Origin of the sequence: Streptomyces pratensis, assembly GCF_016804005.1 — a bacterium.
Taxonomy (GTDB): Bacteria; Actinomycetota; Actinomycetes; order Streptomycetales; family Streptomycetaceae; genus Streptomyces; species Streptomyces pratensis_A.
The window spans coordinates 8023840-8047349 of record NZ_CP051486.1 but is presented as its reverse complement, the minus strand read 5'-3'; the positions used below and the strand labels follow the sequence as shown (position 1 = coordinate 8047349).

General features: G+C 67.9%; 15 protein-coding genes, 1 tRNA gene and 4 pseudogenes. 9 read left to right on the top strand and 11 right to left on the bottom strand.

Going from position 1 to position 23510, the window contains the following annotated elements:
• Positions 1–454: 454 nt before the first annotated feature.
• From HED23_RS33890 to HED23_RS33875, 5 genes and pseudogenes are all read right to left on the bottom strand, one after another.
• Positions 455–625 (bottom strand): annotated as a pseudogene (locus HED23_RS33890) (transcriptional regulator); the annotation flags it as partial.
• Between the two features lie 370 nt (positions 626–995).
• The gene (locus HED23_RS35580; RefSeq protein WP_238442214.1) at positions 996–1367 is read right to left on the bottom strand and encodes a DUF6193 family natural product biosynthesis protein; all 372 of its coding nucleotides are present in this window, start codon (positions 1365–1367) and stop codon (positions 996–998) included.
• A 9-nt stretch (positions 1368–1376) separates the two neighbouring features.
• Complete coding sequence (locus HED23_RS33885; RefSeq protein WP_238442213.1) at positions 1377–6248, bottom strand: DUF6531 domain-containing protein; 4872 nt, start codon at positions 6246–6248, stop codon at positions 1377–1379.
• 776 nt (positions 6249–7024) lie between these two features.
• The gene (locus tag HED23_RS33880) at positions 7025–8446 is read right to left on the bottom strand and encodes an ATP-binding protein (RefSeq protein WP_203187121.1); all 1422 of its coding nucleotides are present in this window, start codon (positions 8444–8446) and stop codon (positions 7025–7027) included.
• Positions 8447–8992: 546 nt separating this feature from the next.
• A complete protein-coding gene (locus tag HED23_RS33875) occupies positions 8993–9685 on the bottom strand; it encodes a TetR/AcrR family transcriptional regulator C-terminal domain-containing protein (RefSeq protein WP_203187120.1) in 693 nt (230 codons plus the stop codon).
• Positions 9686–9801: 116 nt separating this feature from the next.
• On the opposite strand from HED23_RS33875, the gene HED23_RS33870 reads away from it, so the two are divergent.
• Positions 9802–10506: a DUF4386 domain-containing protein gene (locus tag HED23_RS33870; RefSeq protein WP_203187119.1), complete on the top strand. Its 705-nt coding sequence runs from the start codon at positions 9802–9804 to the stop codon at positions 10504–10506.
• A gap of 195 nt (positions 10507–10701) precedes the next feature.
• Here the strand turns inward: HED23_RS33870 and HED23_RS35940 are convergent.
• A pseudogene (locus HED23_RS35940) lies at positions 10702–10965 on the bottom strand (hypothetical protein); the annotation flags it as partial.
• Between the two features lie 215 nt (positions 10966–11180).
• Between HED23_RS35940 and HED23_RS33860 the strand changes: the two are divergent.
• A pseudogene (locus HED23_RS33860) lies at positions 11181–11452 on the top strand (hypothetical protein); the annotation flags it as partial.
• A pseudogene (locus HED23_RS35575) lies at positions 11443–11816 on the top strand (site-specific integrase); the annotation flags it as partial. The pseudogenes HED23_RS33860 and HED23_RS35575, both read left to right, overlap by 10 nt.
• Positions 11817–11883: 67 nt before the next feature.
• Here HED23_RS35575 and HED23_RS33855 read toward each other — a convergent pair.
• Positions 11884–11957: transfer RNA gene (locus tag HED23_RS33855), tRNA-Gly, on the bottom strand.
• Positions 11958–12422: 465 nt separating this feature from the next.
• Between HED23_RS33855 and dcd the strand changes: the two genes are divergently transcribed.
• Both dcd and HED23_RS33845 read left to right on the top strand, forming a co-directional pair.
• A complete protein-coding gene (dcd, locus tag HED23_RS33850) occupies positions 12423–12998 on the top strand; it encodes a dCTP deaminase (protein WP_203187117.1) in 576 nt (191 codons plus the stop codon).
• A gap of 6 nt (positions 12999–13004) precedes the next feature.
• A complete protein-coding gene (locus HED23_RS33845) occupies positions 13005–13505 on the top strand; it encodes a phosphoribosyltransferase (protein WP_203187116.1) in 501 nt (166 codons plus the stop codon).
• A 73-nt stretch (positions 13506–13578) separates the two neighbouring features.
• On the opposite strand, the gene HED23_RS33840 is transcribed toward HED23_RS33845, so the two are convergent.
• The 3 genes from HED23_RS33840 to HED23_RS33830 all read right to left on the bottom strand — a co-directional run bounded on the left by HED23_RS33840 (position 13579) and on the right by HED23_RS33830 (position 17848).
• Complete coding sequence (locus tag HED23_RS33840) at positions 13579–14508, bottom strand: Yip1 family protein (protein WP_203187115.1); 930 nt, start codon at positions 14506–14508, stop codon at positions 13579–13581.
• Positions 14509–14708: 200 nt separating this feature from the next.
• Positions 14709–16976, bottom strand: a complete 2268-nt coding sequence (locus HED23_RS33835; protein ID WP_203187114.1) for a (Fe-S)-binding protein — start codon at positions 16974–16976, stop codon at positions 14709–14711.
• Positions 16977–17068: 92 nt separating this feature from the next.
• Positions 17069–17848, bottom strand: a complete 780-nt coding sequence (locus tag HED23_RS33830; RefSeq protein WP_238442212.1) for a sugar transferase — start codon at positions 17846–17848, stop codon at positions 17069–17071.
• 308 nt (positions 17849–18156) lie between these two features.
• Here HED23_RS33830 and dnaK point away from each other — a divergent pair, with 308 nt between their 5' ends.
• The 4 genes from dnaK (at position 18157) to HED23_RS33810 (ending at position 22383) form a co-directional block, all read left to right on the top strand.
• Entirely contained in the window at positions 18157–20010 is a 1854-nt protein-coding gene (gene dnaK, locus HED23_RS33825; protein WP_203187113.1) for a molecular chaperone DnaK, read from the top strand.
• Complete coding sequence (gene grpE / locus HED23_RS33820; RefSeq protein ID WP_203187112.1) at positions 20007–20657, top strand: nucleotide exchange factor GrpE; 651 nt, start codon at positions 20007–20009, stop codon at positions 20655–20657. The genes dnaK and grpE overlap by 4 nt, the downstream gene beginning before the upstream one ends.
• Before the next feature lie 93 nt (positions 20658–20750).
• Entirely contained in the window at positions 20751–21935 is a 1185-nt protein-coding gene (gene dnaJ, locus HED23_RS33815) for a molecular chaperone DnaJ (RefSeq protein WP_203187111.1), read from the top strand.
• Position 21936: 1 nt separating this feature from the next.
• Positions 21937–22383 (top strand): heat shock protein transcriptional repressor HspR, encoded by a 447-nt coding sequence (locus HED23_RS33810; RefSeq protein ID WP_203187110.1) that lies wholly within the window; start codon positions 21937–21939, stop codon positions 22381–22383.
• A gap of 29 nt (positions 22384–22412) precedes the next feature.
• Here HED23_RS33810 and HED23_RS33805 read toward each other — a convergent pair whose 3' ends face one another.
• Positions 22413–23414: a helix-turn-helix transcriptional regulator gene (locus HED23_RS33805; protein WP_203187750.1), complete on the bottom strand. Its 1002-nt coding sequence runs from the start codon at positions 23412–23414 to the stop codon at positions 22413–22415.
• Positions 23415–23510: the final 96 nt, after the last annotated feature.

The window sequence follows — 23510 nt, the reverse complement described above, 5'->3', positions numbered from 1 at the left end:
CACCCGGATGGCGGAGCCGCGAACCGATCCAACGTGCCCGACATCCGCCCCTTCGCCTCAGGTCACCGATCCGGAACGGACCGTAAGAGGCTGTTGACCTAGCGATCTTGAGTGCGGTGTGATCGAAAGTGGCTGATAGGCCGGGTGATTCCGCGGTCGTTGTGCATGAGGACAGGGACCTGGTGCAGTTCGGAGGTGCTGAGGCTCGGGTGCGACAGGAAGCCCTGTTGTCCTTGTTGCACGTGCCGGTGCCGGTGCCCGTGGCCCTCAACTCGTCCGACGTGTCGTGCGACTGTCTCGCTCACCGGTTCGGGATCGCGGCTGACCGGCCCGACCGGGCCCGGCCCTACGACTCGGATCTGGCGGATGCCGCGTATCACTGGATCCGGCCGTTGCTGCCGGTGCCCGGCCCCGATCCACCAGCCGCCTCGCCTTCCACCGCGCCTCCTATCCACTGGCCCTCGGTCAGCACGATGCGGTAGTAGCTCATCCGCAGCCGGGGCTGATCGAGATCGAACGTAGTCAGTCCCGACCACGCCAGGTGAAGCGGCAAGCTCACTGTGCCGTGCTTGAGGCCGGCAAGCTCGGAGAGCGCTGTGGGCAGGCGCCGGGCGGGCAGCGGCAAGGTGCCGCATACAAAGAAGCCCCGAGCCGTTGGCCTGGGGCTTTTTCATGGAGCGGGTGACGAGAATCGAACTCGCGCTCTGAGCTTGGGAATCAACGGTTCTTGGGCTACCAAAGGTGCTCTGACCTGCGCTTTCCTGTCGGACGGGATGGTTGACTACGGTCCCAGGAAACCGTACCTGACCGCTGTTGTCCGCTCTGCTGGGCACGGACGGGGCACGGCGCCAGAAGCGGGCAGTCCTTGGCGCAAACCGCATTCCTGCCGAGTGGCGGTCGGCATCCAAGGGGGGCCATCAGTCTCGTGCGGAGCCTCAAGCTCGTGGAGCCGTTCCCTGCCTCTGGGCCGCAGGGGCCGTTGTGTGTCCCGCAGCTCAGAGATCGTCCGCCGATCCGTCGATCGCTGGCCCGCAGCCCTCGGGGAGAGTGGCGGCGATCAACTTGTATGCCTCTTCGATGGTGTCGACCTCGCCGAGGAGAGCTTTATCGGACTCGCGACGCACCCGGTAACCGCCCCCACCTTGAGGAAAGGCTGTTCCGATGTCACGGGACCAGGGATATCTGGTGCACCGGCTCAGATACAGGACACCGTGGCTGACCATAGGCCAGAGCACTCGCAGCGACGCGTGGCTGTAAGCAGTTCGGGGGACGAGCGGATCGATGCGATCGGTACCGTAGGACAGGACAACAGACCACGCCGCAGCTACGACCTCAGCATCGTTTCGAGGCGCCTCATTGTTTGTCATGGAATGCCTCTACTTCAGATTTTCTGGGAGCTTGGACAGGTCCGGCTTGATCTCCGGGATATCCGGTTTGGGTACGCTGACTTCCGTGTAACCCCCGTGTTCCTCGTCGCGGGTGTACCAGTGGATCTCTTCCCATGGTCGACCTGGGCGCTTGTCATCGGGGTCTCCCCACGCGGCGGCTCCATCGTAGTTACGTACGGCGTAAGCCACTTCGCTCATCTCCCAGGCGGTCCCGTCCCCTTGCCCCGGGTAGTTTTCTTCTCGCCGGGTATCGAACTGGGACCCATGCTGTGCCGCCTTCTGGAACGCGTCCACTATATCTGCAGGATCGTTCCAATTGGACACATCGCCCTTGCTGTTGGGCATACCGTCAAGTGTGATCGATAGGGTGGTATGGCGGTCTCCTACGGCAGATATCACGTTCGTCATCCATACCGGGCCTCCTTCCTCCTTATCAGAGTAGGCGGGGCCGTTGTAGGTGTGGGCTCCTGGATCGCTGGCACGGGCCGGATCATGGGCCGGGTCCGAAAGTTCGTTGCGAAGGTACCTGGCCAGCGAATCCGACGCTAGATCCGGCTCTATGGACACCCCGAGCACCACACTGTGCCGAGGCTTGCCCTCCACACGGTGCGGGCACCCCGCGAGCCCGAGTGGGTCGATCCACCGGGTTGGGTTGTCGACGTAGGTGGCCGCGTTCGGGGCCGGTATCAGGCCGAGTGGGTCCGGGGAGAGGTAGCGGCCCGATTCTGGGTCGTAGTGGCGGTGGCGGTTGTAGTGGAGGCCTGATTCCGGGTCGAAGTACTGGCCCGGGAAGCGCAGCGGGGTGTAGGCGTCGGCGCTGCGGTTCCATGAGGTGGTTCCCCACAGGGTGGCGTGGGTGTGCCACGCGACCTTGCCCTGCTCGTCGATGAGTTCGCGTGGTGTGCCGATGAGGTCGGTGATGATCGCGAAGAAGCGGCGGTCGACCTCCGCCCGGTTGAGGAGTCGGCGCTCCACCTGGGTGATGGGCTTCACTCCGTCGTGGTCCCAGGTGAGGGCGACGGAGTCCGTGGAGCCCGTGATGGTGGTGGTCTGTTCGCAGAGGGTGTCGCCGTCCCAGGTGAAGGTCACTTCCTCGGTGACCGTCGTCCCGTCCGTCGACAGGCGCTGTTTCGTCGTGCGGCGTCCCAGGGCGTCGTAGTGGTAGCGCCAGCGCGTGCCGTCCGGTGTGGTGACGGAGACTAGGCGGTCCTCGGCGTCCCAGCCGTAGTGCCAGGTGTCGGGCTTGCGTGAGAGGCGGGCCTTCTGGCGCAGGGTCACGCGCCCTTGGGCGTCGTGTTCGTAGCGGACGCGTCCCGCGCGGGTGATGCGGGTGCCGGAGTACTCGCGTGGACCGGTGGCGTCGTCCGCGCCGGGCCAGGTCGCGGAGGTCTGGTTTCCGGCCTCGTCGTAGGCGTACTGCTCCGACCAGTTCTCGGCGGTGACGCCCGTGACCCGGCCGTCACGGGTTACCTCCAGTTGTTTGTGTCCGCTGGTCAGTTCATCGGATGAGATGAGGTGGCCGTCGGCGCGGTATGTGTACGAGCGGTGCTGGAGGATTCGGTCGCCCGGTGCGCGGACACGCTGGTCGGTGAGGCGGCCCGCAGGGTCGTAGGCGTGCTCTACGGTCAGTGCGTCGCCGATCCGGCGGGTCGTCTCGCGACCCGTCTCGTCGAAGGCGAAGACGACCTGATGGCCTGAGGCGTTCAGTTCGGCCTGCAGACCGGCTGGGAAGGACCAGGTGCTGACCGCTCCGGAGGGGGTGACCCGGCGGGTACGGCGTCCGGTTCCGTCGTAGGTGTTGGTCAGTGTGCGGCCGTCGCAGGTCTCGCTCAGGACTCTGCCCGAGCTGTCGCGTACGTACGTCAGCTCGGTGTCCGGGCCTGTCGCCGAGGCGAGACGGCCGTGGATGTCGTAGGTGAATCGCGTGACCGCGCCGTCGGCGTCCTTGGCGGTGACGCGGCCCGCCGTGTCGCGCTTGTAGCGGACCGTCTGGCCCGCGGCGTTCGTGCGGGAGGTGAGCTGTCCGCAGGCGTCGTGTGTGTAGCGGAGCGAGCGGCCGTCGAAGTCGGTCTCCGAGCTGAGGCGGCCTGCCGGGTCGTAGGTGTAGTCCCAGTTCAGACCCTGAGGATTGGTGACACGGGAGATGCGCAGCTCGGTGTCGTGCGTGAACTCCTGGCGCACTCCGTCAGGTGTGGTGCGGGCGGAGACCAGATCGAAGTGGGTGTACTCGAAGCGGGTCTCGCCCCCCGCCGCATCGGTGTGGACGAGGCAGTTGCCCTCGCCGTCGTACGTCCAGGACTGCTGTGCGCCGTCCGGGTCAGTACGTCGGGCGAGTTTGCCTTCGACGGTCCATTCCAGCTCGGTGATGCGGCCCTGGAGATCGGTGATGGTTATCGCGCGTCCGAAGGCGTCGCGGGTGTAGCGGGTGACCGCGCCGAGCGGGCCGCGGATGGCCAGGGGGAGGCCGGCCGCGTCGCAGCGCAGCCGGTCCAGCGCGCCCAAGGAGTCGTCGACGCCGGTGAGGTGGCCGTTCGGGCCGTGGGAGAGGCGAGTGGTGGACCCGTCCGGCCGGGTGAAGAGCGTCGGGTTGCCCCGGTCGTCGTACTCCTGGCGTGAGGTGTCGCCGTTCGGACCGGTGACAGCGGCGAGCTGGTTCAGCTCGTTGTACTCGACCGTGGCCGAGCTGCCGTCGGGGTGCTCGATGCGGGTGGGATTCCCGTGGTCGTCGTAGGTGTAGGTGGTGGTCCGGCCGAGCGGATCCGTCCGGGAGAGGAGCCGGTCGTAGCGGTCGAAGGTGCGGTGGGTGACACCGCCCAGCGGATCTGCCTCGGCGACGGCCTGCAGCCGTTCGTTGAACTGGTGGACCTTGGTTGCGCCGAGGGAGTCCGTGTACCGGGTGACGCGGTCGCCCGTCTCCGGGTGGGTGTCGTACGCGAACGTGGACGACAGGTAGCCGTCTGGTCCGATGGTGCGGATGACCCGGCCCGCTTCGTCGTACACGTAGCGGAATGTGGAGTCGTTGCGGTCGGTCCAGGACGTGATCCGCGCGTACGCGTCGTACGTGAAACGCAGTGGTAGCCCGGAGGAGTTGATGACACCGTCGAGGTTGCCCTGAGGGTCGTAGTCGTAGCCCATGACGGTGACCGGGCCGTCCGGGGTGCGCAGCGCCAGTTCGCGCACCCGGGCGTCCTCGATGACCAGGGCGACCCGGTAGCCCCCGGAGTGGACGACTGCTGTGGGACTGCCGTCGCCGAGGCGGGCGAAGCTGATGCGGTTGTGGTTGCGGTCCTCGATCTCCCTGAGCCAGTAGGCAGGGGACGCGTTGTACGGGCCACCCTGGAAGGAGCGGGTCAGGCCCGAGTGCGGGTCGGTGACGTAGTAGGTGGTCTGCCCGTTGTGCTGGCCCCCGTGCAGCAGGGGCAGCCGAGCGCCCTCCACGGGCATGACGCCGCCGGTGTCCTCGGGCAGCGGCAGCTGCGGATAGATGAGAAGCGAGCCGTCCTCGCGCGCCCAGACCGCACCGGCGCCGAGCGCGTCGAGCTCGATCCGTTCGTCCAGTGTGGACGCCCAGCTCCGGCCGAACCACTGGCCGTACCGGTAGGCGGAGAGGTGAGTGCGACGGAGGACGAGAGGAAGGGTCCCCGGCAGTGACAGGTCGGTCTGGGGCAGGGTCATCTCACCGGTGGCGACGTCTACCGGGTCGTTCTCGCAGGTCTTCTTCTCCAGCGATATGGCATTGCGCCGGGGCTCGTCCTTGGAATTGTTCAGAGCGTCCGGCTTAGTGCGCGTGGAGTCCCGGCGTTCCTCGGGGCGGGGGTCAGCGGCGTCGCCCTTATCGCGAACCTTGCCTGGGGGGCCGATCCCGTCCTTGATGTCGAGGTCGATCTTCTTCTGGATGGTGGAGATCTCTTTGACCGCCTTCGGCAGTGATTCGCCGAGGTGATCTCCCATCGCTTTGTTCGCCTTGCCGAGGGCTTTCATCGCCTTGTCGATCACCGGGTCGAGCGCACCGGCAATGTCGTCCTTGCCCCGGGTCCGGCCATGGTGGGACTTCGCAGTGGCCAACTTGCTCGCGGTCTTGCCGTGCATGTCGATGCTGACCAGGTGCAGCTTCGTGCCCGCGCGGTCGTGCTCCGAGTGCTCGATGTGCACGCCCTTGCCGGACACGGGACCGGGGCCGTCGGCGGAAGCGAGCTGCAGGGAGTCCTTGGCGCCCTCCACGCCCTCCTTGAAGCCCTCTTTGCCCGACTGGCCGACCTGGTTCATGTCGACGCCGTTCTGGAGCCCCATCGCGTTGGCGCCGATCTGCACCACCAGGTCCGCGGCCATGTTCTCCAGGGCGGCGACGGCGGGCTCGGTCATCGCGGAGACGATGTAGCCGACGACCTCTTCCATGCACTCCTTGATGACGCGGCGGATGGCTTGCTGGGCGACTGCGATTGCCGCTCCGCCGATGAGCATGGACAGCCCACCGGTCACGGGTATCAGCGCCATGGAGATGCCGGCTTTGCCGGCCAGGACGCCCAGGTGGACGATCGCCGCGTACTTCATGGCCTCGATCGCCATCGCCGCGTTGTCGAGAGCACCAGCGATCGTCCGGGCGGCGCCGGCGATGTCCTTGATGTGTTTGTCCTTGACCTTGCCCCAGTGACCGTTGAGCGCATCAAGGGCCTCGCCGTGGCCGGACGACAGCAGACGCTGCACATGCTGGTTGGCGAGGAAGCCGTCGTCCTCCACGTCATCTGCGAACTCCCGGAGGGAGGTGGCCATGTCCCGATACGCGTCCTCGTCGACGTTCGGCCAGTTGATGCCGATGACGTCGAGCATGGTGTCGGCCCAGTCGGGCACGGTTACGGCCACAGCGCGAAATCCCCCCGTACAAAACTGCGTTCGCAGAATGCGTAAGCGAACAGGATGTCATTCCGGCGCTGTGGGGCCAAGGTTGTTCTTGGCCTACCCACACCAGTGGGTGGTGCGGCGGTGTCGCCGTCTCGGCGAAGCGGACCACGCCTTCGAGGGGACCGGGCGCCGAAGAGCGGCTGCCTGCGATTCTCGCGAGGGACTGCCGGGATGGCGTCGGGCCGAGCCGCCTGCCCGAGTGACCCCCGGCGGGGTGGTGGACGAGCGGCGACGAGGGCCCGAAAAGTGGCCTCACGGTGCACTCGCTAATGGCCATGGCACTCATCGGCCGTTCTGTGCTCCGGGGAGCAACGGGCTGATGGCTCGCGTTCCGCGGTCTTCGCGAAATCAGTCGCGCACTGCTGGTCAGTGCTATCTCGCGGAACACGGTGTATCGACGGCCTGGGCGACCCCGCGTACGCCGCTGCGCCAAGGCCGACGAAACGCCGTCTGGTGCGGATCTGGCGCGCGACTCCTGAACTGGTCCAGACAACAAAAGAAGCCCCCGGCCGCTGGCCTGGGGCTTTTTCATGGAGCGGGTGACGAGAATCGAACTCGCGCTCTGAGCTTGGGAATCAGCGGTTCTTGAACGGCTGTAGTGACTCTGACCTGCATATTTGGCCGGGCCGGGCAAGTTCGGTGTGGTCTCTGGGCACCGGGCTTGACCGCTGTTGTCCGCTGCGAAGGGCACGGATGGGGCACGAACGCGGTCACTGCGGGGAAACGGCCTTGGTGCGTCACGCCCAAGCGGTGATGAGGTCGTCGGGGGTGAGGCTGAGGATGCCGTTGGCGCTGCTTCCGCTACGGGTGACGGCGAGCAGGGGGGTGGAGTCGTCGGTGCCGGGCAGTTGTGAGCGGTGGGTGACGAGTCGGGCGAGGTCGCGGTCGTCGAAGGGCTTGTTCTCCAGCCACTTGATGGATCCGACGAGGGTGATCTTCTTGGCGATGGGGGAACGGTCGGCGCCGACGAGGTCGATTTCGGGGTCGTTGGTGCGGGTCCAGTAGCCGCCGATCACGTTGGTGGCCTCAGGCAGCCGGTCGTCGGTCAGACGCCACAGGGCCTCGCGGATCACAGGTTCGACGGCTCGGCCCCGCCAGGACGTCCAACTGGTGCGGATCGATTCGAGTACACGGTCTCCACGCCCGCGCTCGATCATGGGGATGCCGGGCCCGATGAAGGAGAGCCAGAAGCGCAGGTACGGATCGGCGACGTGGTAGCGGCTCTCACGGCTCGGCCTGGTGGACAGGGGAAGGTCGGCCGCCACCATGCGTCGGCTGGTGAGGAGTTCCAGGGATCGTTTCACGGAGCCTGGATTGAGGTCACCGGCTGCCCGGCCGATGAGGGTGAAGGTGCGTTCCCCGTGTCCGATGGCACTCAGCACGGTGCGGGCCTGTACCTCGGTGGGGAATTCGGCGGCCAGAGTGCGCTCGCCGCTGACGAGGAGGGCGGACGTCGGACGGGCCAGCGCCTGCTCCAGGTAGTCCAGGAGGGTGGCACCCGGAGGCCATTCCTCAAGGACGAGCGGGAGGCCGCCGGAGACCAGGAAGGCGTCGAACGCCTCAGCCGGCGGGAGGTCGAGCATGGCGGCGACCTCGGCCGGATTGAGGGGAGGTACGACCATCTCGGTGCCGCGCTGGTAGAAGGGGCGACCGTAGGTGTTCAGCTGCTCCATCATGGCGATGTCCGAGCCGATGAGGACGAGCAGTACGGGGAGCTTGGACAACGTCCGGTCGAATGCCTTCTGCAGCGCGCCCTCGAAAGTGGGGTCCTCGCGTACGAGGTAGGGCATCTCGTCGAGCACGATCACGCTGGGCGTGTCCTGAGGCAGGACACTGGCGAGCAGGCTCAAAGCCGCGTCCCAGGTCTGCGGGGTGGCGAAGTCCGCGACCCGGCCGGCGTCGGGGAGTGGAGAGACGGCGAGCTCGGCGGCGAAGCCTGCCAGGTCCTCGGCCTTCGAGCCGCCTACTGCGGTGAAGAAGACATGAGGAAGCCCGGAGCGTTCCAGGAACTCCTCCACGAGCCGGGACTTGCCGACGCGTCGGCGCCCTCGGATCAGTACGGCACGCCCGGGCCGCCCGCTGCGCCCGCCGGTCCGTACAGGGGTCAGTAGGTCATCAAGAAGGCCGAGCTCCGTACGACGCCCAACGAATCCGTTCACAGGTTCCACCTCGCCGATCGTTCACCCTCTGCAAGGGCAGGTTACTTGCCTTGATGAAAGTTGCGCAAATGCAAGGCTTTCTCGCAGTTGTTTGCCGACGTCCCGTGAGACTGGGAGAAGATCAAGGCCGGCTTGCATGCAGCGGGCCCGTGTTATGGCACGCCAACTCGACGGCGCCCGGAATCGATCGACGTCGGTAGCGGGCGCCGGGTGCCGGGAGGTGTGCGTGCCAGGGCTGCCTCCGCGCGCCTCCGGCAGTCGAGGCATGCCGACGCGCCAGACCGGCCTCGCCTTGTAGATGTTGTTTGAAGCCAGGCTCGGGGCGTGAGGGCGGGACGGAAGGGCGCTGAACAGCGGGAAGAGGGGCAAGGTGCGGAGGTGACACGGGATGGTCAGGCCGGATTGCACGCTGCCAGAGCGTCGGGCAGGTGCCTAAGCGGATGAGGGAGTCGGAGCGAGCCCGGGTGCGCCTCTGATTGCCGTCCCGGACTCGATCGCGCAGTCGGCTTCGAGGGCCTCTTCCTATGCATCACCCCCGGCACCTGGTTAAGCCTTCCGCGCGGACGTCCAGCCCTGGCGGCGGAGGTTTTCGAAGCCGTCCAGGAGGAGGTCCAGGGCAAATTCGAACTCGAACTGGTCGTCGCAGCCACCACCGACCGTGGAGCCCCCGTCGTGGGCGGCCGTCGCGGCCAGTTCCGCGATGTTCGGGTAGCGCGCAACCAGCCCGCGGTCCGGCGGGCCGGAGGGGCCCGAGGGGCCCGAGGTGTCGAACAGTTCCTGGCTGAAGCCGAGGAGGCGGCTGCCCATCGCATGCATGACGTGGTGCGTGAGGTCGGGGGAGAGGCCGCCGTCCCGGAAGCTCCAGGCCATCGAGTCCAGGTACGCAAGGACGGCCGGGGTGGGGCCGGTCCGGGACTCGATGACCCGGACCGCCCAGGGGTGGCGCAGCAGGACCCGCCGCGCCGAGAGGATCCGCCCGCGGACCACGCGCTGCCAGTCGGGGCCCGCAGCCGGCGGGTCGATCTCGCTGACGACGGCGTCGGCCATGCCGTCGAGCAGCTCCTCCTTGTTGGCCACGTGCTTGTAGAGAGCCATCGGTACGACGTCCAGCTCCTGCGCGAGCCTGCGCATGCTGAGCGCGTCGATGCCGGTGGCGTCGGCGAGCGCGACGGCGGCGCGCAGGACGCGGTCCCTGTTCAGTGGGATCCGTTGCTTGCGCGTGGCTTCCTGCCGGGTCATTCCGGTCCGTCCCTTCCCTCCTCGACTGCCTTCTCCTTGACTAGTGTACGTCGTACACCTATGGTCGCTGTTGGGTGTACGGCGTACACCGGAACCTAGCGAGGGGTGCTGGAAAGATGAGTCCGGACCGGAGAACCGCGGTGGCCGCCGGGTCGCTGTTCCTGTTGACCGAGGTCGCCGCGATAGCCGGGGCGATCCTGTACCGCCCCCTGCTGGGCGCTGCGGACGGCCGGCTCCCGCAGGGCGCCGACACGCGGGCGCTGCTCGGGGTGCTCTGCGAGGTGGTGCTGGTGGTGGCGGTGGCCGGTACCGGGGCGGCGCTGTTCCCCGTCCTGCGGCGTTACGGTGAGGGGCTCGCGCTCGGGTACGCCTTCGGGCGACTCCTTGAGGCAGCCGTCATCGCCCTCGGGATCGTCGCGGTTCTGGCGCTCGTCACCCTACGGCGGGACGCGGGAGCGGCGGACGGCGCCGATGCCGCGCTGGTGGCCGTGCACGACTGGACGTTCCTGCTCGGGCCCAACATCTCCCTCGGCCTGAACACCGTCCTGCTCGCATACCTGGCGTACCGCGCACGGCTCGTGCCGCGCTTCATCGCCGTGCTCGGGCTGGTCGGCGGACCGCTGATCTGCGCATCGGCCGTCGCCGTGATGTTCGGGGCCTACGCGCAGCTCTCCGTGGCGGGGGCGGTCGCCGCGCTCCCGGTGTTCGCCTGGGAGCTGGGGCTGGCCGGGTGGCTGATCGTCAGAGGGTTCGGGCCCAGCTCAGGCGCCGCGTCCCGGGCAGGCGAAGAAGTGGCTGATCCGGCAGGTGTCCGTTGGTGAGGTCGACCCAAACTTGACGGCTGTGCCGTCCGCTCCACAGCGACCGTGCTCTCGTTATCGCCGTGACGGACAACCACGACGCCACGGCTCGGTAGAGAAGCCGCTCTCCCGTCCATGTGGTGCAAGTGGTGCGCGAAGGGACCTCCAGTCAGGCTGTTCTGGCGAGCTGGGGGCACGACCGACTTCTCGGAGGTGCGGTGCGTGCCCGAGTGCTTCCTTGAGGACATCGACCTCGCGCTCCTCGCCGGTGGCGATCAGCCGGGCGGACAGCGGGCCGGTTTCCAACTGCTCTACCTGCCAGCAGCGTTGCCCCGGCCCGGCGCGCAGGGTGGCGGCCATCTTCTCCATCGGCTCCGGGTCCTCGGCGGCGACGTAGAGGTCCTTGCTGAGCCGGTTGACCAGTCCGTGCACCTTAACGGCGTAGCCACCCGTCAGCACGAGCGGGTGGACGTCACCCACGGCGCGGCGCCCCTGTGCCGCGACTGCTCGGCTCTGCCTGGGGTGAAGGTGGTCGGGATGGGAGCCCACAACGCTCACCACGAATCCCCTACAGGATCCCCGCCATCGGCTGGCGCACACTCAACTTACTGCGAACCGCGGGGTTTTCTCCTCGTGGCGGATTGGCTCATGTATATGAGTGATGGAGCTAAGCACCTTCAGGGGAGCGATCTGCTGTGCGTGAAATTCCCGTCGACACTATGAACGCGACCGTGATGGTCGCCAAGGCTCCCCCGTCGAAGGTCAAGGACCGCCGTACTGGTGAGGTCGCGCTCGACAAGGACGGCGGGACGCTGGTGACGGTGGAAGTCATGTTTTCCACGCCGGACGAGGTGGAGATCTTCAAGCTCACCGTTCCTCAGCCGGGTGTCTCCGAGGACCTGCCATGGGTACGCCGGTCGCTCTGACGGGGCTGGTCGCCTCGGCGTGGGAGAACGAGTTGAACGGGCCTTCCTGCGGGCCGACCTTCGGTGATACCTCGACCGGTACGCGGAGAAGGGCCCGGAGGGACTGCTGTTCGTGGGAAGAAAGGCAAGCCCTTCCGGCGTTCCACCTTCGGGCGGAAGTGGCGCAGGGATCGCGTGCTCGTCGGCATGCCGGGCGGCTTCCGCTTCTACGATCTTCGTCACATCGGTCATACCCTGGCCACCCGGTCCGGGGCCACTCAAGGACACGATGGTCCGCACCGGCCAGTCGTCGGAGAAGGCCGCGTTGATCTCCCAGCACTCGGACCTTGAACGGCAGCAGGCGGTGGCGAGCGGGCTGGACGCCTCGTGCGGTCCGCCCGTAAGAAGGCCGATCAGGGGCCTTCTGTTGCGGGACCCCTGAACTGGTCCAGACAACAAGAAAGCCCCGGGCCGCTGGCCTGGGGCTTTTTCATGGAGCGGGTGACGAGAATCGAACTCGCGCTCTGAGCTTGGGAAGCTCATGTTCTACCATTAAACTACACCCGCGAAGCGTGCCGATCACCGGCGATGCATCGTCCCACACTGTACCCCATCGCAGGCCCCCGGCGTCTCCGCCGCGGGGCCCACGTGTCGTTCCGGAGTGTGGATGCGGGTGCGGGCGGGGGGAGTTGAGGGCGTAGCCTCGGTGACCGGAGTGCCGCGTGGAGCGGCGTCCCGTTCATCCCCTAATGTGGCGGTCTCGTCCAAGGCTGGTTGGGGAAGGGACTTGATGTCGTCGATGGAGCGCACCGTCGTCCGCTGTGCCGAGGGGCACGTTTTCACTACCTCGTCGTTCCCGATGCAGCAGCTCGGGTCCGAGCGGATCGGTCCCGGGCGGCTCATCCGCTGTCCGCGCTGCGCGCGGTTGAGGCAGGCCGTTCCCGTGGCGTTCGAGGAGCGCTAGGGGTGTGAGGCAGGCGCGCGGGGCGGTCCGGTTGGGGTCGGCTCGCGCGTTCTGCGTATCCTCGGTGCGTGCTTCTCTCAGATAAGGACCTCCGGGCCGAGATCGATGCCGGGCGGGTTCGCATTGACCCGTTCGACGCTTCGATGGTGCAGCCCTCGAGCATCGATGTGCGGCTGGACCGCTACTTCCGGGTGTTCGAGAACCACCGCTATCCGCATATCGACCCCGCCGTCGAGCAGGCGGACCTGACCCGTGAGGTCGAGCCGGACGGTGACGAGGCGTTCATCCTCCACCCCGGGGAGTTCGTCCTGGCCTCGACGTACGAGGTCATCTCGCTGCCCGACGACCTGGCGTCGCGGCTGGAGGGGAAGAGCTCGCTGGGGCGGCTCGGGCTGGTGACACATTCGACGGCAGGGTTCATCGACCCCGGTTTCTCGGGGCACGTCACCCTGGAGCTGTCGAATCTGGCGACGTTGCCGATAAAGCTCTGGCCGGGAATGAAGATCGGGCAGCTGTGTATGTTCCGGCTGACGTCCTCTTCTGAATTCCCGTACGGATCCGAGCGCTACGGATCGCGCTATCAGGGCCAGCGAGGGCCGACCGCCTCGCGTTCTTACATGAATTTCCACAGGACTCAGGTGTGATACGGCATGGCTGGTGAGATGCGGGAGAATCTGACGTATGAGGCCTTCGGGCACGCCGTACGTGAGCTGGCCCAGGCGGTGGCCGACGACGGTTACGAGCCCGATGTCGTGCTGAGTATCGCGCGGGGCGGGGTCTTCGTCGCGGGCGGCCTCGCGTATGCCCTGGACTGCAAGAACATCCATCTGGTGAACGTCGAGTTCTACACCGGAGTCGGGACCACGCTGGAGATGCCGGTCATGCTGGCACCCGTTCCGAATGCCATCGACTTCACGCAGAAGAAGGTCCTCATCGCCGACGACGTCGCCGATACCGGAAAGACGCTGAAGCTGGTCCGCGACTTCTGTATCGACCACGTGGCAGAGGTGCGCAGCGCGGTCATCTACGAGAAGTCGCAGTCGCTCGTGAAATGCGAGTACGTGTGGAAGAAGACCGACCAGTGGATCAACTTCCCGTGGAGCGTGGAGAAGCCCGTCGTGCGTCGTGAGGGTCAGGTCCTCGACTCCTGATCGGTACCGGACACGAAAAAGGGAGGGGTCCCGGTGCGATGCGCCGGGACCCCTCCCACGTGTCGGGCCAGGATCAGATCGTGCCGAGCTTGAGGATCGAGAGCAGCGCGATCAGCTGGATCGCGGAGGCTCCCAGGGCCTTCGGCCACGGCAGGTCGTGCGACTTGCTCACCATCGAGGTGAACAGCGCGCCGGCGGCCAGCCAGGTGATCCATCCGAGGATCTGGACCAGGGAGTTCTCGCCGCCGAGGAAGAGGGCGAAGATCAGGCGGGGCGCGTCCGTGATCGACATGATGAGCATCGACAGGCCCACGGTCGGCTGCCAGGAGCCCGTGCCGCCGAGCTGGCGGGCCAGGGTGTGGGTGACGGCGCCGAGGACCAGCCCGCCGATGACGAAGCCGACACCCGTGAAGATCACGTACGGGGCGGCCGTGGAGACCTCCGCGTGGATCGCCTCGTCGCGCGCCTGGTCGAAGCCGAAGAGGGCGAGCAGGCCGTAGACGAACGTGACGACGAGCGCGGTGCCCCAGACGGGGTAGTCGCGCATCTGCCAGAACGTCGGTCCCGGCCGCATCACGATGCCGCTCAGCAGCTGCTTCCAGTGCAGCCTGGGTCCAGCGGGCTGCGCGGGTGCCTGACCGGCCTGGTAGGTGTTCCCGTCGCCGTACGGGTCCTCGTTGATGCTGAACGCCTGGGTGTGCCCCGGGGCGTTGGCATACGGGTCCTGCCGCGAGGGCTGGTGGTGCGGGTCGCCGAAGTACTCCGGTTCGCCGTGTCCGCCTGCGTGCCCGTTCCCACCCCCGTGTCCGTTGCCGCCGTGCCCGCCGCCGTAAGGGGCGCCCTGAGGGCCTCCGTACGGTGCGCCGTTGCCTCCTGACGGGGGCCACGACTGCCCGCCGTACGGCGGCGGTGACGCCTGCGTGCCGTACGGCTGTTGCTGCTGCTGCGGGTGTTGTTGCGGTGTGCGGTTGTCCCGGCCGCGTCCGATCCTGAATCCAGCCACACATCGAACGTACCTGGTCCGTGCGGGCGGGGTGTGAGGGCCGGGGGAACACCGGCCCATTGCGGCCTAGCTGTGACATCCCCTAGGGGAACCCCGGGGGGCCTGCCGTACCCCGCGGGCCCCTGGCAGCACCCGGGACGGACGGAAGCGGCCGGTCCTGCCCCCGAGGCAGGTCCGGCCGCTTCCGTGGTGGGAGACAGTTACTTGACGGGCTCCGGTTCCGGCTGGCCGGCCGGTTCCTCGTCTCCCGCGGGGTCGGCGGGTGTCTTCACCGACTCCAGGAGCAGCTGCGACACGTCGACGACCTGCACCGACTCCTTCGCCTGGCCGTCGTTCTTCTTGCCGTTGACCGAGTCGGTCAGCATGACGAGGCAGAACGGGCACGCGGTGGAGACGATGTCCGGGTTGAGGGAGAGGGCTTCGTCGACGCGCTCGTTGTTGATGCGCTTGCCGATCCGCTCCTCCATCCACATCCGGGCACCACCGGCGCCGCAGCAGAAGCCGCGTTCCTTGTGGCGGTGCATCTCCTCGTTCCGCAGACCCGGGACCTTGGCGATGATCTCGCGCGGAGGCGTGTAGATCTTGTTGTGGCGGCCCAGGTAGCAGGGGTCGTGGTACGTGATCAGACCCTCGACCGGGGTCACCGGGACGAGCTTGCCCTCGTCCACCAGGTGCTGGAGCAGCTGGGTGTGGTGGATGACCTCGTACTCGCCGCCGAGCTGCGGGTACTCGTTGGCGATGGTGTTGAAGCAGTGCGGGCAGGTGGCGACGATCTTCTTCGTCGCCTTCGCCTTCTTGGTCGAGTCGTCCTCGTCGTCCTCGCCGAACGCCATGTTCAGCATCGCGACGTTCTCCTGGCCGAGCTGCTGGAACAGCGGCTCGTTGCCGAGGCGGCGGGCGGAGTCACCGGTGCACTTCTCGTCGCCGCCCATGATCGCGAACTTGACGCCCGCGATGTGGAGGAGCTCGGCGAAGGCCTTCGTCGTCTTCTTGGCGCGGTCCTCGAGGGCGCCCGCGCAGCCGACCCAGTACAGGTAGTCGATCTCGCTGAGGTCCTCGACGTCCTTGCCGACGATCGGGACCTCGAAGTCGACCTCCTTGGTCCACTCGACGCGCTGCTTCTTGGCGAGCCCCCAGGGGTTGCCCTTCTTCTCCAGGTTCTTGAGCATCGTGCCCGCCTCGGACGGGAACGCGGACTCGATCATCACCTGGTAGCGGCGCATGTCGACGATGTGGTCGATGTGCTCGATGTCGACCGGGCACTGTTCCACGCACGCACCGCAGGTGGTGCAGGACCACAGCACGTCCGGGTCGATGACGCCGTTCTCCTCGGCGGTGCCGATGAGGGGGCGCTCGGCCTCCGCGAGGGCGGTGGCAGGGACGTCCTTGAGCTGTTCCTCGGTGGCCTTCTCGTTGCCCTCCATGTCCTTGCCGCCGCCGGCCAGCAGGTACGGGGCCTTGGCGTGCGCGTGGTCGCGCAGGGACATGATCAGGAGCTTCGGGGAGAGCGGCTTGCCGGTGTTCCAGGCGGGGCACTGCGACTGGCAGCGACCGCACTCGGTGCACGTGGAGAAGTCGAGGATGCCCTTCCAGGAGAACTGCTCGACCTGGGAGACGCCGAAGGTGTCGTCCTCGCCCGGGTCCTCCCAGTCGATCTCCTTGCCGCCGCTCGTCATCGGCTGCAGCGCGCCGAGCGCGACCTCGCCGTCGGCGTTCCGCTTGAACCAGATGTTCGGGAAGCCGAGGAAGCGGTGCCAGGCGACACCCATGTTGGTGTTGAGGGAGACCGTGATCATCCAGATCAGCGAGGTGCCGATCTTGATCATCGCGGTGAAGTAGATGAGGTTCTGGAGCGTGCCGAGCGCGAGGCCCTTGAAGGCCAGGACCAAGGGGTACGAGACGAAGTACGCGGCCTCGTAGCCCTCGACGTGGTGGATCGCGCCCTCGAGGCCGCGCAGGGCCAGGATCGCCAGGCCGATGACGAGGATGACGTACTCGACGAAGTACGCCTGCCAGGCCTTGGAGCCGGCGAAGCGGGACTTGCGGCCGGCCCGCGAGGGCAGGTTCAGCAGTCGGATGGCCATCAGCGTGACGATGCCGAGCACGGTCATGATGCCGATGAACTCGATGTACATCTCGAACGGCAGCCAGCCACCGACGATCGGCAGCACCCAGTCGGCCTGGAAGAGCTGTCCGTACGCCTGGAGCAGCGTCGGCGGCAGGGTCAGGAAGCCGATCGCGACGAACCAGTGGGCGAAGCCCACGATCCCCCACCGGTTCATCCGGGTGTGGCCGAGGAATTCCTTGACCAGGGTGATCGTGCGCTGCTTGGGGTCGTCGGTGCGGCTGCCTGCCGGCACCGGCTGTCCGAGACGGACGAACCGGTAGATCTGCGCGACGGCTCGGGCGATGAGCGCAACGCCGACGACAGTCAGCACCAGCGACACGATGATCGCGGCGAGTTGCATTTGGGGGCTCCTCGGGCCTGCGAGGGTGGGATCCAGCACGTACAAGTGATTACTAAGCAGTAACTTAATCAGTCTGTGCTGACACTATCCACTTATTCCGCCACGCTGTAGCCGGGCAGGCGGTGATCTGTGTCGCTCAGGTGAGCCTTTCCCGGGCGTCGCGGCCCGCGTAGTGCCGCAAGCAGGTGGATGCGCGCGGATTGCGCCAGGATCGCCAGGTCAAGCCCTGTCCCATGATGCTCTGCGTAGTGGGCGTCGAGGAGGGCGGGTTCGTCCCAGGGCATTCCGGACCTGGCGCGCACCTGGGCCAGGCCGGTGAGTCCCGGCCGGAGGTCCTGCCGCCGGCGCCCTGCCGCCGGTCCGAGCAGGGCGGCCTCGTCGGGGGTGAGCGGCGCCGGGCCCACCAGGGAGAGGTCTCCCCGTACCACGTGGGGCAGCCGGGACAGCAGGTCGAGCCGAAGCCGTCGGGTGCGCAGCGAACGCAGCTCGAAGGGGTGGCCGCCGAGGCCGACCCGGGTCTCACGCCTGAGCACGCCTTGCCGGCCGTAGGGGCGGAGGGCGAGGGTCAAGGTGGCGAGGGCGAGCGCGGGGGCCGCCAGGAGCAGGAGCGCCGTGCCGAGCAGCAGGTCCAGACTCCGCTTGACGGTCAGCGCCTCCAGGGGGCCGGTGACCCGTGTGGCGGTCGCGGCTGCCAGGCTCCTGGCGATCTGCCCGCCCGTCGTGGCGGCGCGCGCGGCCAGGGTGACCCCGAGGGTGCGGGCGGCCAGGGCGACCCCGCGGGTGCGGTCGGTGGCGGGGCCCCTCTTCCGGGCCGCCGTCGATGCGGCGGGGTGCCGTTTCCTTCGTGCCGCAGCCTGCTTCGCGTTCCGCATTGCACCTGCCCGGAAGTCGATGACGTGACGGTATGACCGTCTCGATGCATTTTGTGACAGAACGATCCCACGGTGCGATGGTGGGAGGCGTGTGTGTGACGTGCCGCGCATGCCGGGTGTCGCGGGTCGGAGCCGGCCGGGACGGGATCGGCCTCGCCCCTCGCGATTCCCCGAACATGAGAATTCCCAGCTCAGCAGGCATGTGAGCACATAAGTTGAGCGTAAGTGGCTCAGGTCCTTTGACTCCAGGGTGGGTGTCATGCATCCTTGAGTCAGATCCACTCAAGTAGTCAGTTGGAGGAATTGAAATGGCACGTGCGGTCGGCATCGACCTGGGCACGACTAACTCCGTCGTCAGCGTTCTCGAAGGCGGCGAGCCCACCGTCATCACCAACGCCGAAGGCGCCAGGACCACGCCGTCCGTCGTCGCCTTCGCCAAGAACGGCGAGGTGCTCGTCGGCGAGGTCGCGAAGCGCCAGGCAGTCACCAACGTCGACAGGACGATCCGTTCGGTCAAGCGCCACATGGGCACTGACTGGAAGATCGAGATCGACGGCAAGAACTTCAACCCGCAGCAGATGAGCGCCTTCATCCTGCAGAAGCTGAAGCGCGACGCCGAGTCCTACCTGGGCGAGAAGGTCGCCGACGCGGTGATCACCGTTCCGGCGTACTTCAACGACTCGGAGCGCCAGGCGACCAAGGAGGCCGGCGAGATCGCGGGCCTGAACGTCCTGCGCATCGTCAACGAGCCGACCGCCGCCGCGCTGGCGTACGGCCTCGACAAGGACGACCAGACGATCCTCGTCTTCGACCTCGGTGGCGGCACGTTCGACGTGTCCCTCCTGGAGATCGGTGACGGCGTCGTCGAGGTGAAGGCCACCAACGGTGACAACCACCTCGGTGGTGACGACTGGGACCAGCGGGTCGTCGACTACCTGGTGAAGCAGTTCGCCAACGGGCACGGCGTGGACCTGTCCAAGGACAAGATGGCTCTCCAGCGTCTCCGCGAGGCCGCGGAGAAGGCGAAGATCGAGCTCTCGTCCTCGACCGAGACCACGATCAACCTGCCCTACATCACGGCGTCCGCCGAGGGCCCGCTGCACCTGGACGAGAAGCTCACGCGCTCGCAGTTCCAGCAGCTGACCGCGGACCTCCTGGACCGCTGCAAGAACCCGTTCCACAACGTCATCAAGGACGCGGGCATCCAGCTCTCCGAGATCGACCACGTCGTCCTCGTCGGTGGCTCGACCCGTATGCCGGCCGTCGCCGAGCTCGTCAAGGAGCTCACGGGCGGTCAGGACGCCAACAAGGGTGTGAACCCGGACGAGGTCGTCGCCATCGGCGCCTCGCTCCAGGCCGGTGTCCTCAAGGGCGAGGTCAAGGACGTCCTGCTCCTCGACGTGACCCCGCTGTCCCTCGGCATCGAGACCAAGGGAGGGATCATGACGAAGCTCATCGAGCGCAACACCACGATCCCGACCAAGCGTTCCGAGATCTTCACGACGGCCGAGGACAACCAGCCGTCCGTGCAGATCCAGGTCTACCAGGGCGAGCGCGAGATCGCGGCGTACAACAAGAAGCTCGGGATGTTCGAGCTCACCGGTCTGCCGCCGGCCCCGCGTGGCGTGCCGCAGATCGAGGTCGCGTTCGACATCGACGCCAACGGCATCATGCACGTCGCTGCCAAGGACCTCGGCACCGGCAAGGAGCAGAAGATGACCGTCACCGGTGGCTCCTCGCTGCCGAAGGACGAGGTCAACCGGATGCGCGAAGAGGCCGAGCAGTACGCCGACGAGGACCACCGCCGTCGCGAGGCCGCCGAGTCCCGCAACCAGGGCGAGCAGCTCGTCTACCAGACGGAGAAGTTCCTCAAGGACAACGAGGACAAGGTCCCCGGCGATGTGAAGACGGAGGTGGAGACCGCGCTCACCGAGCTGAAGGAGAAGCTCAAGGGCGAGGACACCGCCGAGATCCGCACCGCCACCGAGAAGGTCGCGGCCGTCTCCCAGAAGCTGGGCCAGGCGATGTACGCCAACGCCCAGTCCGACGGTGCGACGCCGGGTGCCGAGGCGCCGGGCGACGGCCAGGCCAAGGCCGACGACGACGTCGTCGACGCCGAGATCGTGGACGACGAGAAGGACACGAAGGGCGGTGCGGCGTGACCGAGGAGACTCCGGGCTTCGACGAGAAGCCTGACGTCCCCTCCGGCGCCGATGCCGACGACGCCGAGCCGAAGGCGGCCGCCCCCTCCGAGGAGGAGGCGGCGGCCCCGGCCGGGGACGTACAGCAGACAGCGGCCCTGACGGCCCAGCTGGACCAGGTCCGCACCGCGCTCAGCGAGCGCACGGGCGACCTCCAGCGGCTCCAGGCCGAGTACCAGAACTACCGTCGTCGCGTCGAGCGCGACCGGGTGATGGTCAAGGAGGTCGCGGCAGCGGGCCTTCTGACCGAGCTCCTGCCCGTGCTCGACGACGTCGGCCGGGCCCGTGAGCACGGCGAGCTCGTCGGCGGCTTCAAGTCGGTGGCCGAATCCCTGGAGACGGTCGTCGCGAAGCTGGGCCTCCAGCAGTTCGGCAAGGAGGGCGAGCCCTTCGACCCGACGATCCACGAGGCCCTGATGCACTCGTACGCGCCGGACGTCACCGAGACGACCTGCGTGGCGATCCTGCAGCCCGGGTACCGCATCGGGGAGCGCACCATCCGCCCCGCGCGGGTGGCCGTGGCCGAACCGCAGCCGGGCGCCACGCCCGCGGCGGCGAAGGAAGAGAAGGCAGACGACGAGGAGAGCGGTGGCACCGAAGAGGTCTGACATTCCGTCCGACCACTGCGGGGAACACCGACGCGGCGTGCGGCCGGCCATGGGGCCGGCCGCACGGCCGATCGTCCGGAAGGAGGGACGTCGATGAGCACGAAGGACTTCGTCGAGAAGGACTACTACAAGGTTCTCGGCGTCCCCAAGGACGCCACCGACGCCGAGGTCAAGAAGGCGTACCGGAAGCTCGCCCGCGAGTTCCACCCGGACGCCAACAAGGGTGACGCCAAGGCCGAGGAGCGCTTCAAGGAGATCTCCGAGGCGAACGACGTCCTCGGCGACCCCAAGAAGCGCAAGGAGTACGACGAGGCGCGCGCCCTCTTCGGCAGCGGAGGCTTCCGGGCGGGTCCCGGCGGCGCGGGCGGCAACTTCAACTTCGACCTGGGCGACCTCTTCGGGGGTGCCCCGGGCGGCGGCCAGAACGCCGGAGCCGGCGGGTTCGGCGGTGGCGGCATCGGCGACGTCTTCGGTGGGCTGTTCAACCGGGGCGGCGGCGGCACCCGTGTCCAGCCGCGGCGCGGCCAGGACATCGAGTCCGAGGTGACGCTCAGCTTCACCGAGGCGGTCGACGGGGCCACGGTCCCGCTCCGGATGTCCAGCCAGGCCCCCTGCAAGGCGTGTTCGGGCACCGGCGACAAGAACGGCACCCCGAGGGTCTGTCCGACGTGCGTCGGCACCGGCCAGGTGTCGCGCGGCACCGGCGGCGGATTCTCGCTGACCGATCCCTGCGTGGACTGCAAGGGCCGCGGCCTCATCGCCCAGGACCCCTGTGAGGTCTGCAAGGGCAGCGGCCGGGCGAAGTCGGCCCGCACGATGCAGGTCAGGATCCCCGCGGGGGTCCTGGACGGCCAGCGGATCCGGCTGCGCGGCAAGGGCAGCCCGGGCGAGCGCGGCGGTCCGGCCGGCGACCTGTACGTCGTCGTCCACGTCGACGCCCACCCGGTCTTCGGCCGCAAGGGCGACAACCTCACCGTCACCGTGCCCGTCACCTTCCCGGAGGCGGCACTCGGCGGCGAGGTGAAGGTCCCCACGCTCGGCGGGCCCCCGGTCACCCTGAAACTCCCCGCCGGCACGCCCAACGGACGTACCATGCGGGCCCGGGGCAAGGGCGCCGTGCGCAAGGACGGCACCCGGGGAGACCTCCTGGTCACCGTCGAGGTGGCCGTGCCCACGGACCTCGGTTCGGACGCCCAGGACGCGCTGGAGGCCTACCGGAAGTCGACCGCGGGGGAGGACCCGCGGGCGGAGCTGTTCCAGGCTGCGAAGGGAGCTTGAGATGGACGGCCGTCGACGCAATCCGTACCAGCTGACCGACGAATCACCGGTCTACGTGATCTCGATCGCGGCCCAGCTCTCGGGCCTGCACCCGCAGACGCTGCGCCAGTACGACCGTCTCGGCCTGGTCTCGCCCGACCGCACGGCCGGGCGCGGCCGGCGCTACTCGGCCCGTGACATCGAACTGCTGCGCACCGTCCAGCAGTTGTCGCAGGACGAGGGCATCAACCTCGCGGGGATCAAGCGCATCATCGAGCTGGAGAACCAGGTCGCCGCGCTCCAGCAGCGGGTCGCCGAGCTCTCGGCGGCCGTGGACGGCGCGGCCGTGGCCATGCAGCAGCGCGAGGCCCAGGTGCACGCCTCCTACCGGCGTGACCTGGTGCCGTACCAGGACGTGCACCAGACGAGCGCGCTGGTGGTCTGGCGGCCCAAGAGGCCGAAGGACTGAGCCGGCCGGAAAGGGCCCGCCCCGGAGTCTCACGACTCCGGGACGGGCCCTTTCCCCGTGGCCGCGTCGACGATGCCGGCGCGCATGATCAGGACGCCGAGATGGGTCCGGCTGGTGGCGCCCAGGGCCTGCATGAGCTTGGCGATGTGGGAGCGGCAGGTGCGCACGCTGATGCCCAGCTTGCGGGCCACCACGTCGTCGACGTGGCCCTCGCCGAGGAGCCTTGCGATGCTCTGCTGGACGGCCGTGACCTGGACGCCCGGGGTGGGCGCGGGCAGTTGCTGCGCGAAGGGCGTGGCCTGGGCCCAGAGGACCTCGTAGACCTGGATGAGGTAGTCGACCAGGGCGGGGTGCCGGATGCGGAGGGCTGTGCGGCGGTCGGGCGCCGCCGGGATGAACGCGACCGTCCGGTCGAAGATGATCAGCCGTTCCACGGTCTGTTCGGTGGTACGCACCTGAAGGTCCTCGGGGGAGATCTGGTCGAGATAGGCCCTGACGGTGGTGCCGTAGCGCGCCGGGTGCTGGTAGATGTGCCGGAGCCGGGCTCCACGCGCGATGGCCGTCCGGGCGTTGGCGACCCCCCGCTCCATCCCGTTCAGGGGGCGGTCGCTGCCCGGCTGGGCCGTGAGGACCTGCTCGGTGACGACGGAGGTCGCGTCCCGCAGGGCCGCCTCGATCACCGGTTTGCCTTCCAGGACCGTGAACGCCAGGTCGGGATCGGCGCTGGCGACCGAGGTCAGGGGCGTCAGCGACCTGCTGAGCGCGGCGGCGAGCTGTACCCGCTCGTCGAGCTCGCGGGTGATCGGCTGGAGCAGGTGGGCCAGTGCGGCGGACGGGGGGACGGGGCGCATCCACGCGGAGTCGGCCGGCTCGGGCTGGACGAGGCCCATGTCGGCCAGGCAGGGAGCGGCCACGAGAGCGGTGCGGGGGATGCGTCCCGCGACTACCGCTTCCTCGTACAGTCGCAGGCCGGTGGCGCAGAGCTCTCTCGGCCCGTGCGAATGGTTCGTGTTTGCCTCATCGGTAGTGATTTGACGACCCCTCACTTCATGCACTGCAACAAGATGACCGTGGCGCGTACGCGGCTGCGGGGGGAGTGTGGAGCTGCCGGGAGGGAGCGGGGGACT

Excerpts from the sequence above, each read along its gene's own strand:
- HED23_RS33845 (WP_203187116.1), top strand. The coding sequence starts at position 13,005 with ATGGCTGGTGAGATGCGGGAGAATCTGACGTATGAGGCCTTCGGGCAC.
- HED23_RS33835 (WP_203187114.1), bottom strand. The coding sequence starts at position 16,976 with ATGCAACTCGCCGCGATCATCGTGTCGCTGGTGCTGACTGTCGTCGGC.
- HED23_RS33830 (WP_238442212.1), bottom strand. The coding sequence starts at position 17,848 with ATGCGGAACGCGAAGCAGGCTGCGGCACGAAGGAAACGGCACCCCGCC.
- HED23_RS33870 (WP_203187119.1), top strand. The coding sequence starts at position 9,802 with ATGAGTCCGGACCGGAGAACCGCGGTGGCCGCCGGGTCGCTGTTCCTG.
- HED23_RS33875 (WP_203187120.1), bottom strand. The coding sequence starts at position 9,685 with ATGACCCGGCAGGAAGCCACGCGCAAGCAACGGATCCCACTGAACAGG.
- dnaJ (WP_203187111.1), top strand. The coding sequence starts at position 20,751 with ATGAGCACGAAGGACTTCGTCGAGAAGGACTACTACAAGGTTCTCGGC.
- dnaK (WP_203187113.1), top strand. The coding sequence starts at position 18,157 with ATGGCACGTGCGGTCGGCATCGACCTGGGCACGACTAACTCCGTCGTC.
- HED23_RS35580 (WP_238442214.1), bottom strand. The coding sequence starts at position 1,367 with ATGACAAACAATGAGGCGCCTCGAAACGATGCTGAGGTCGTAGCTGCG.
- HED23_RS33810 (WP_203187110.1), top strand. The coding sequence starts at position 21,937 with ATGGACGGCCGTCGACGCAATCCGTACCAGCTGACCGACGAATCACCG.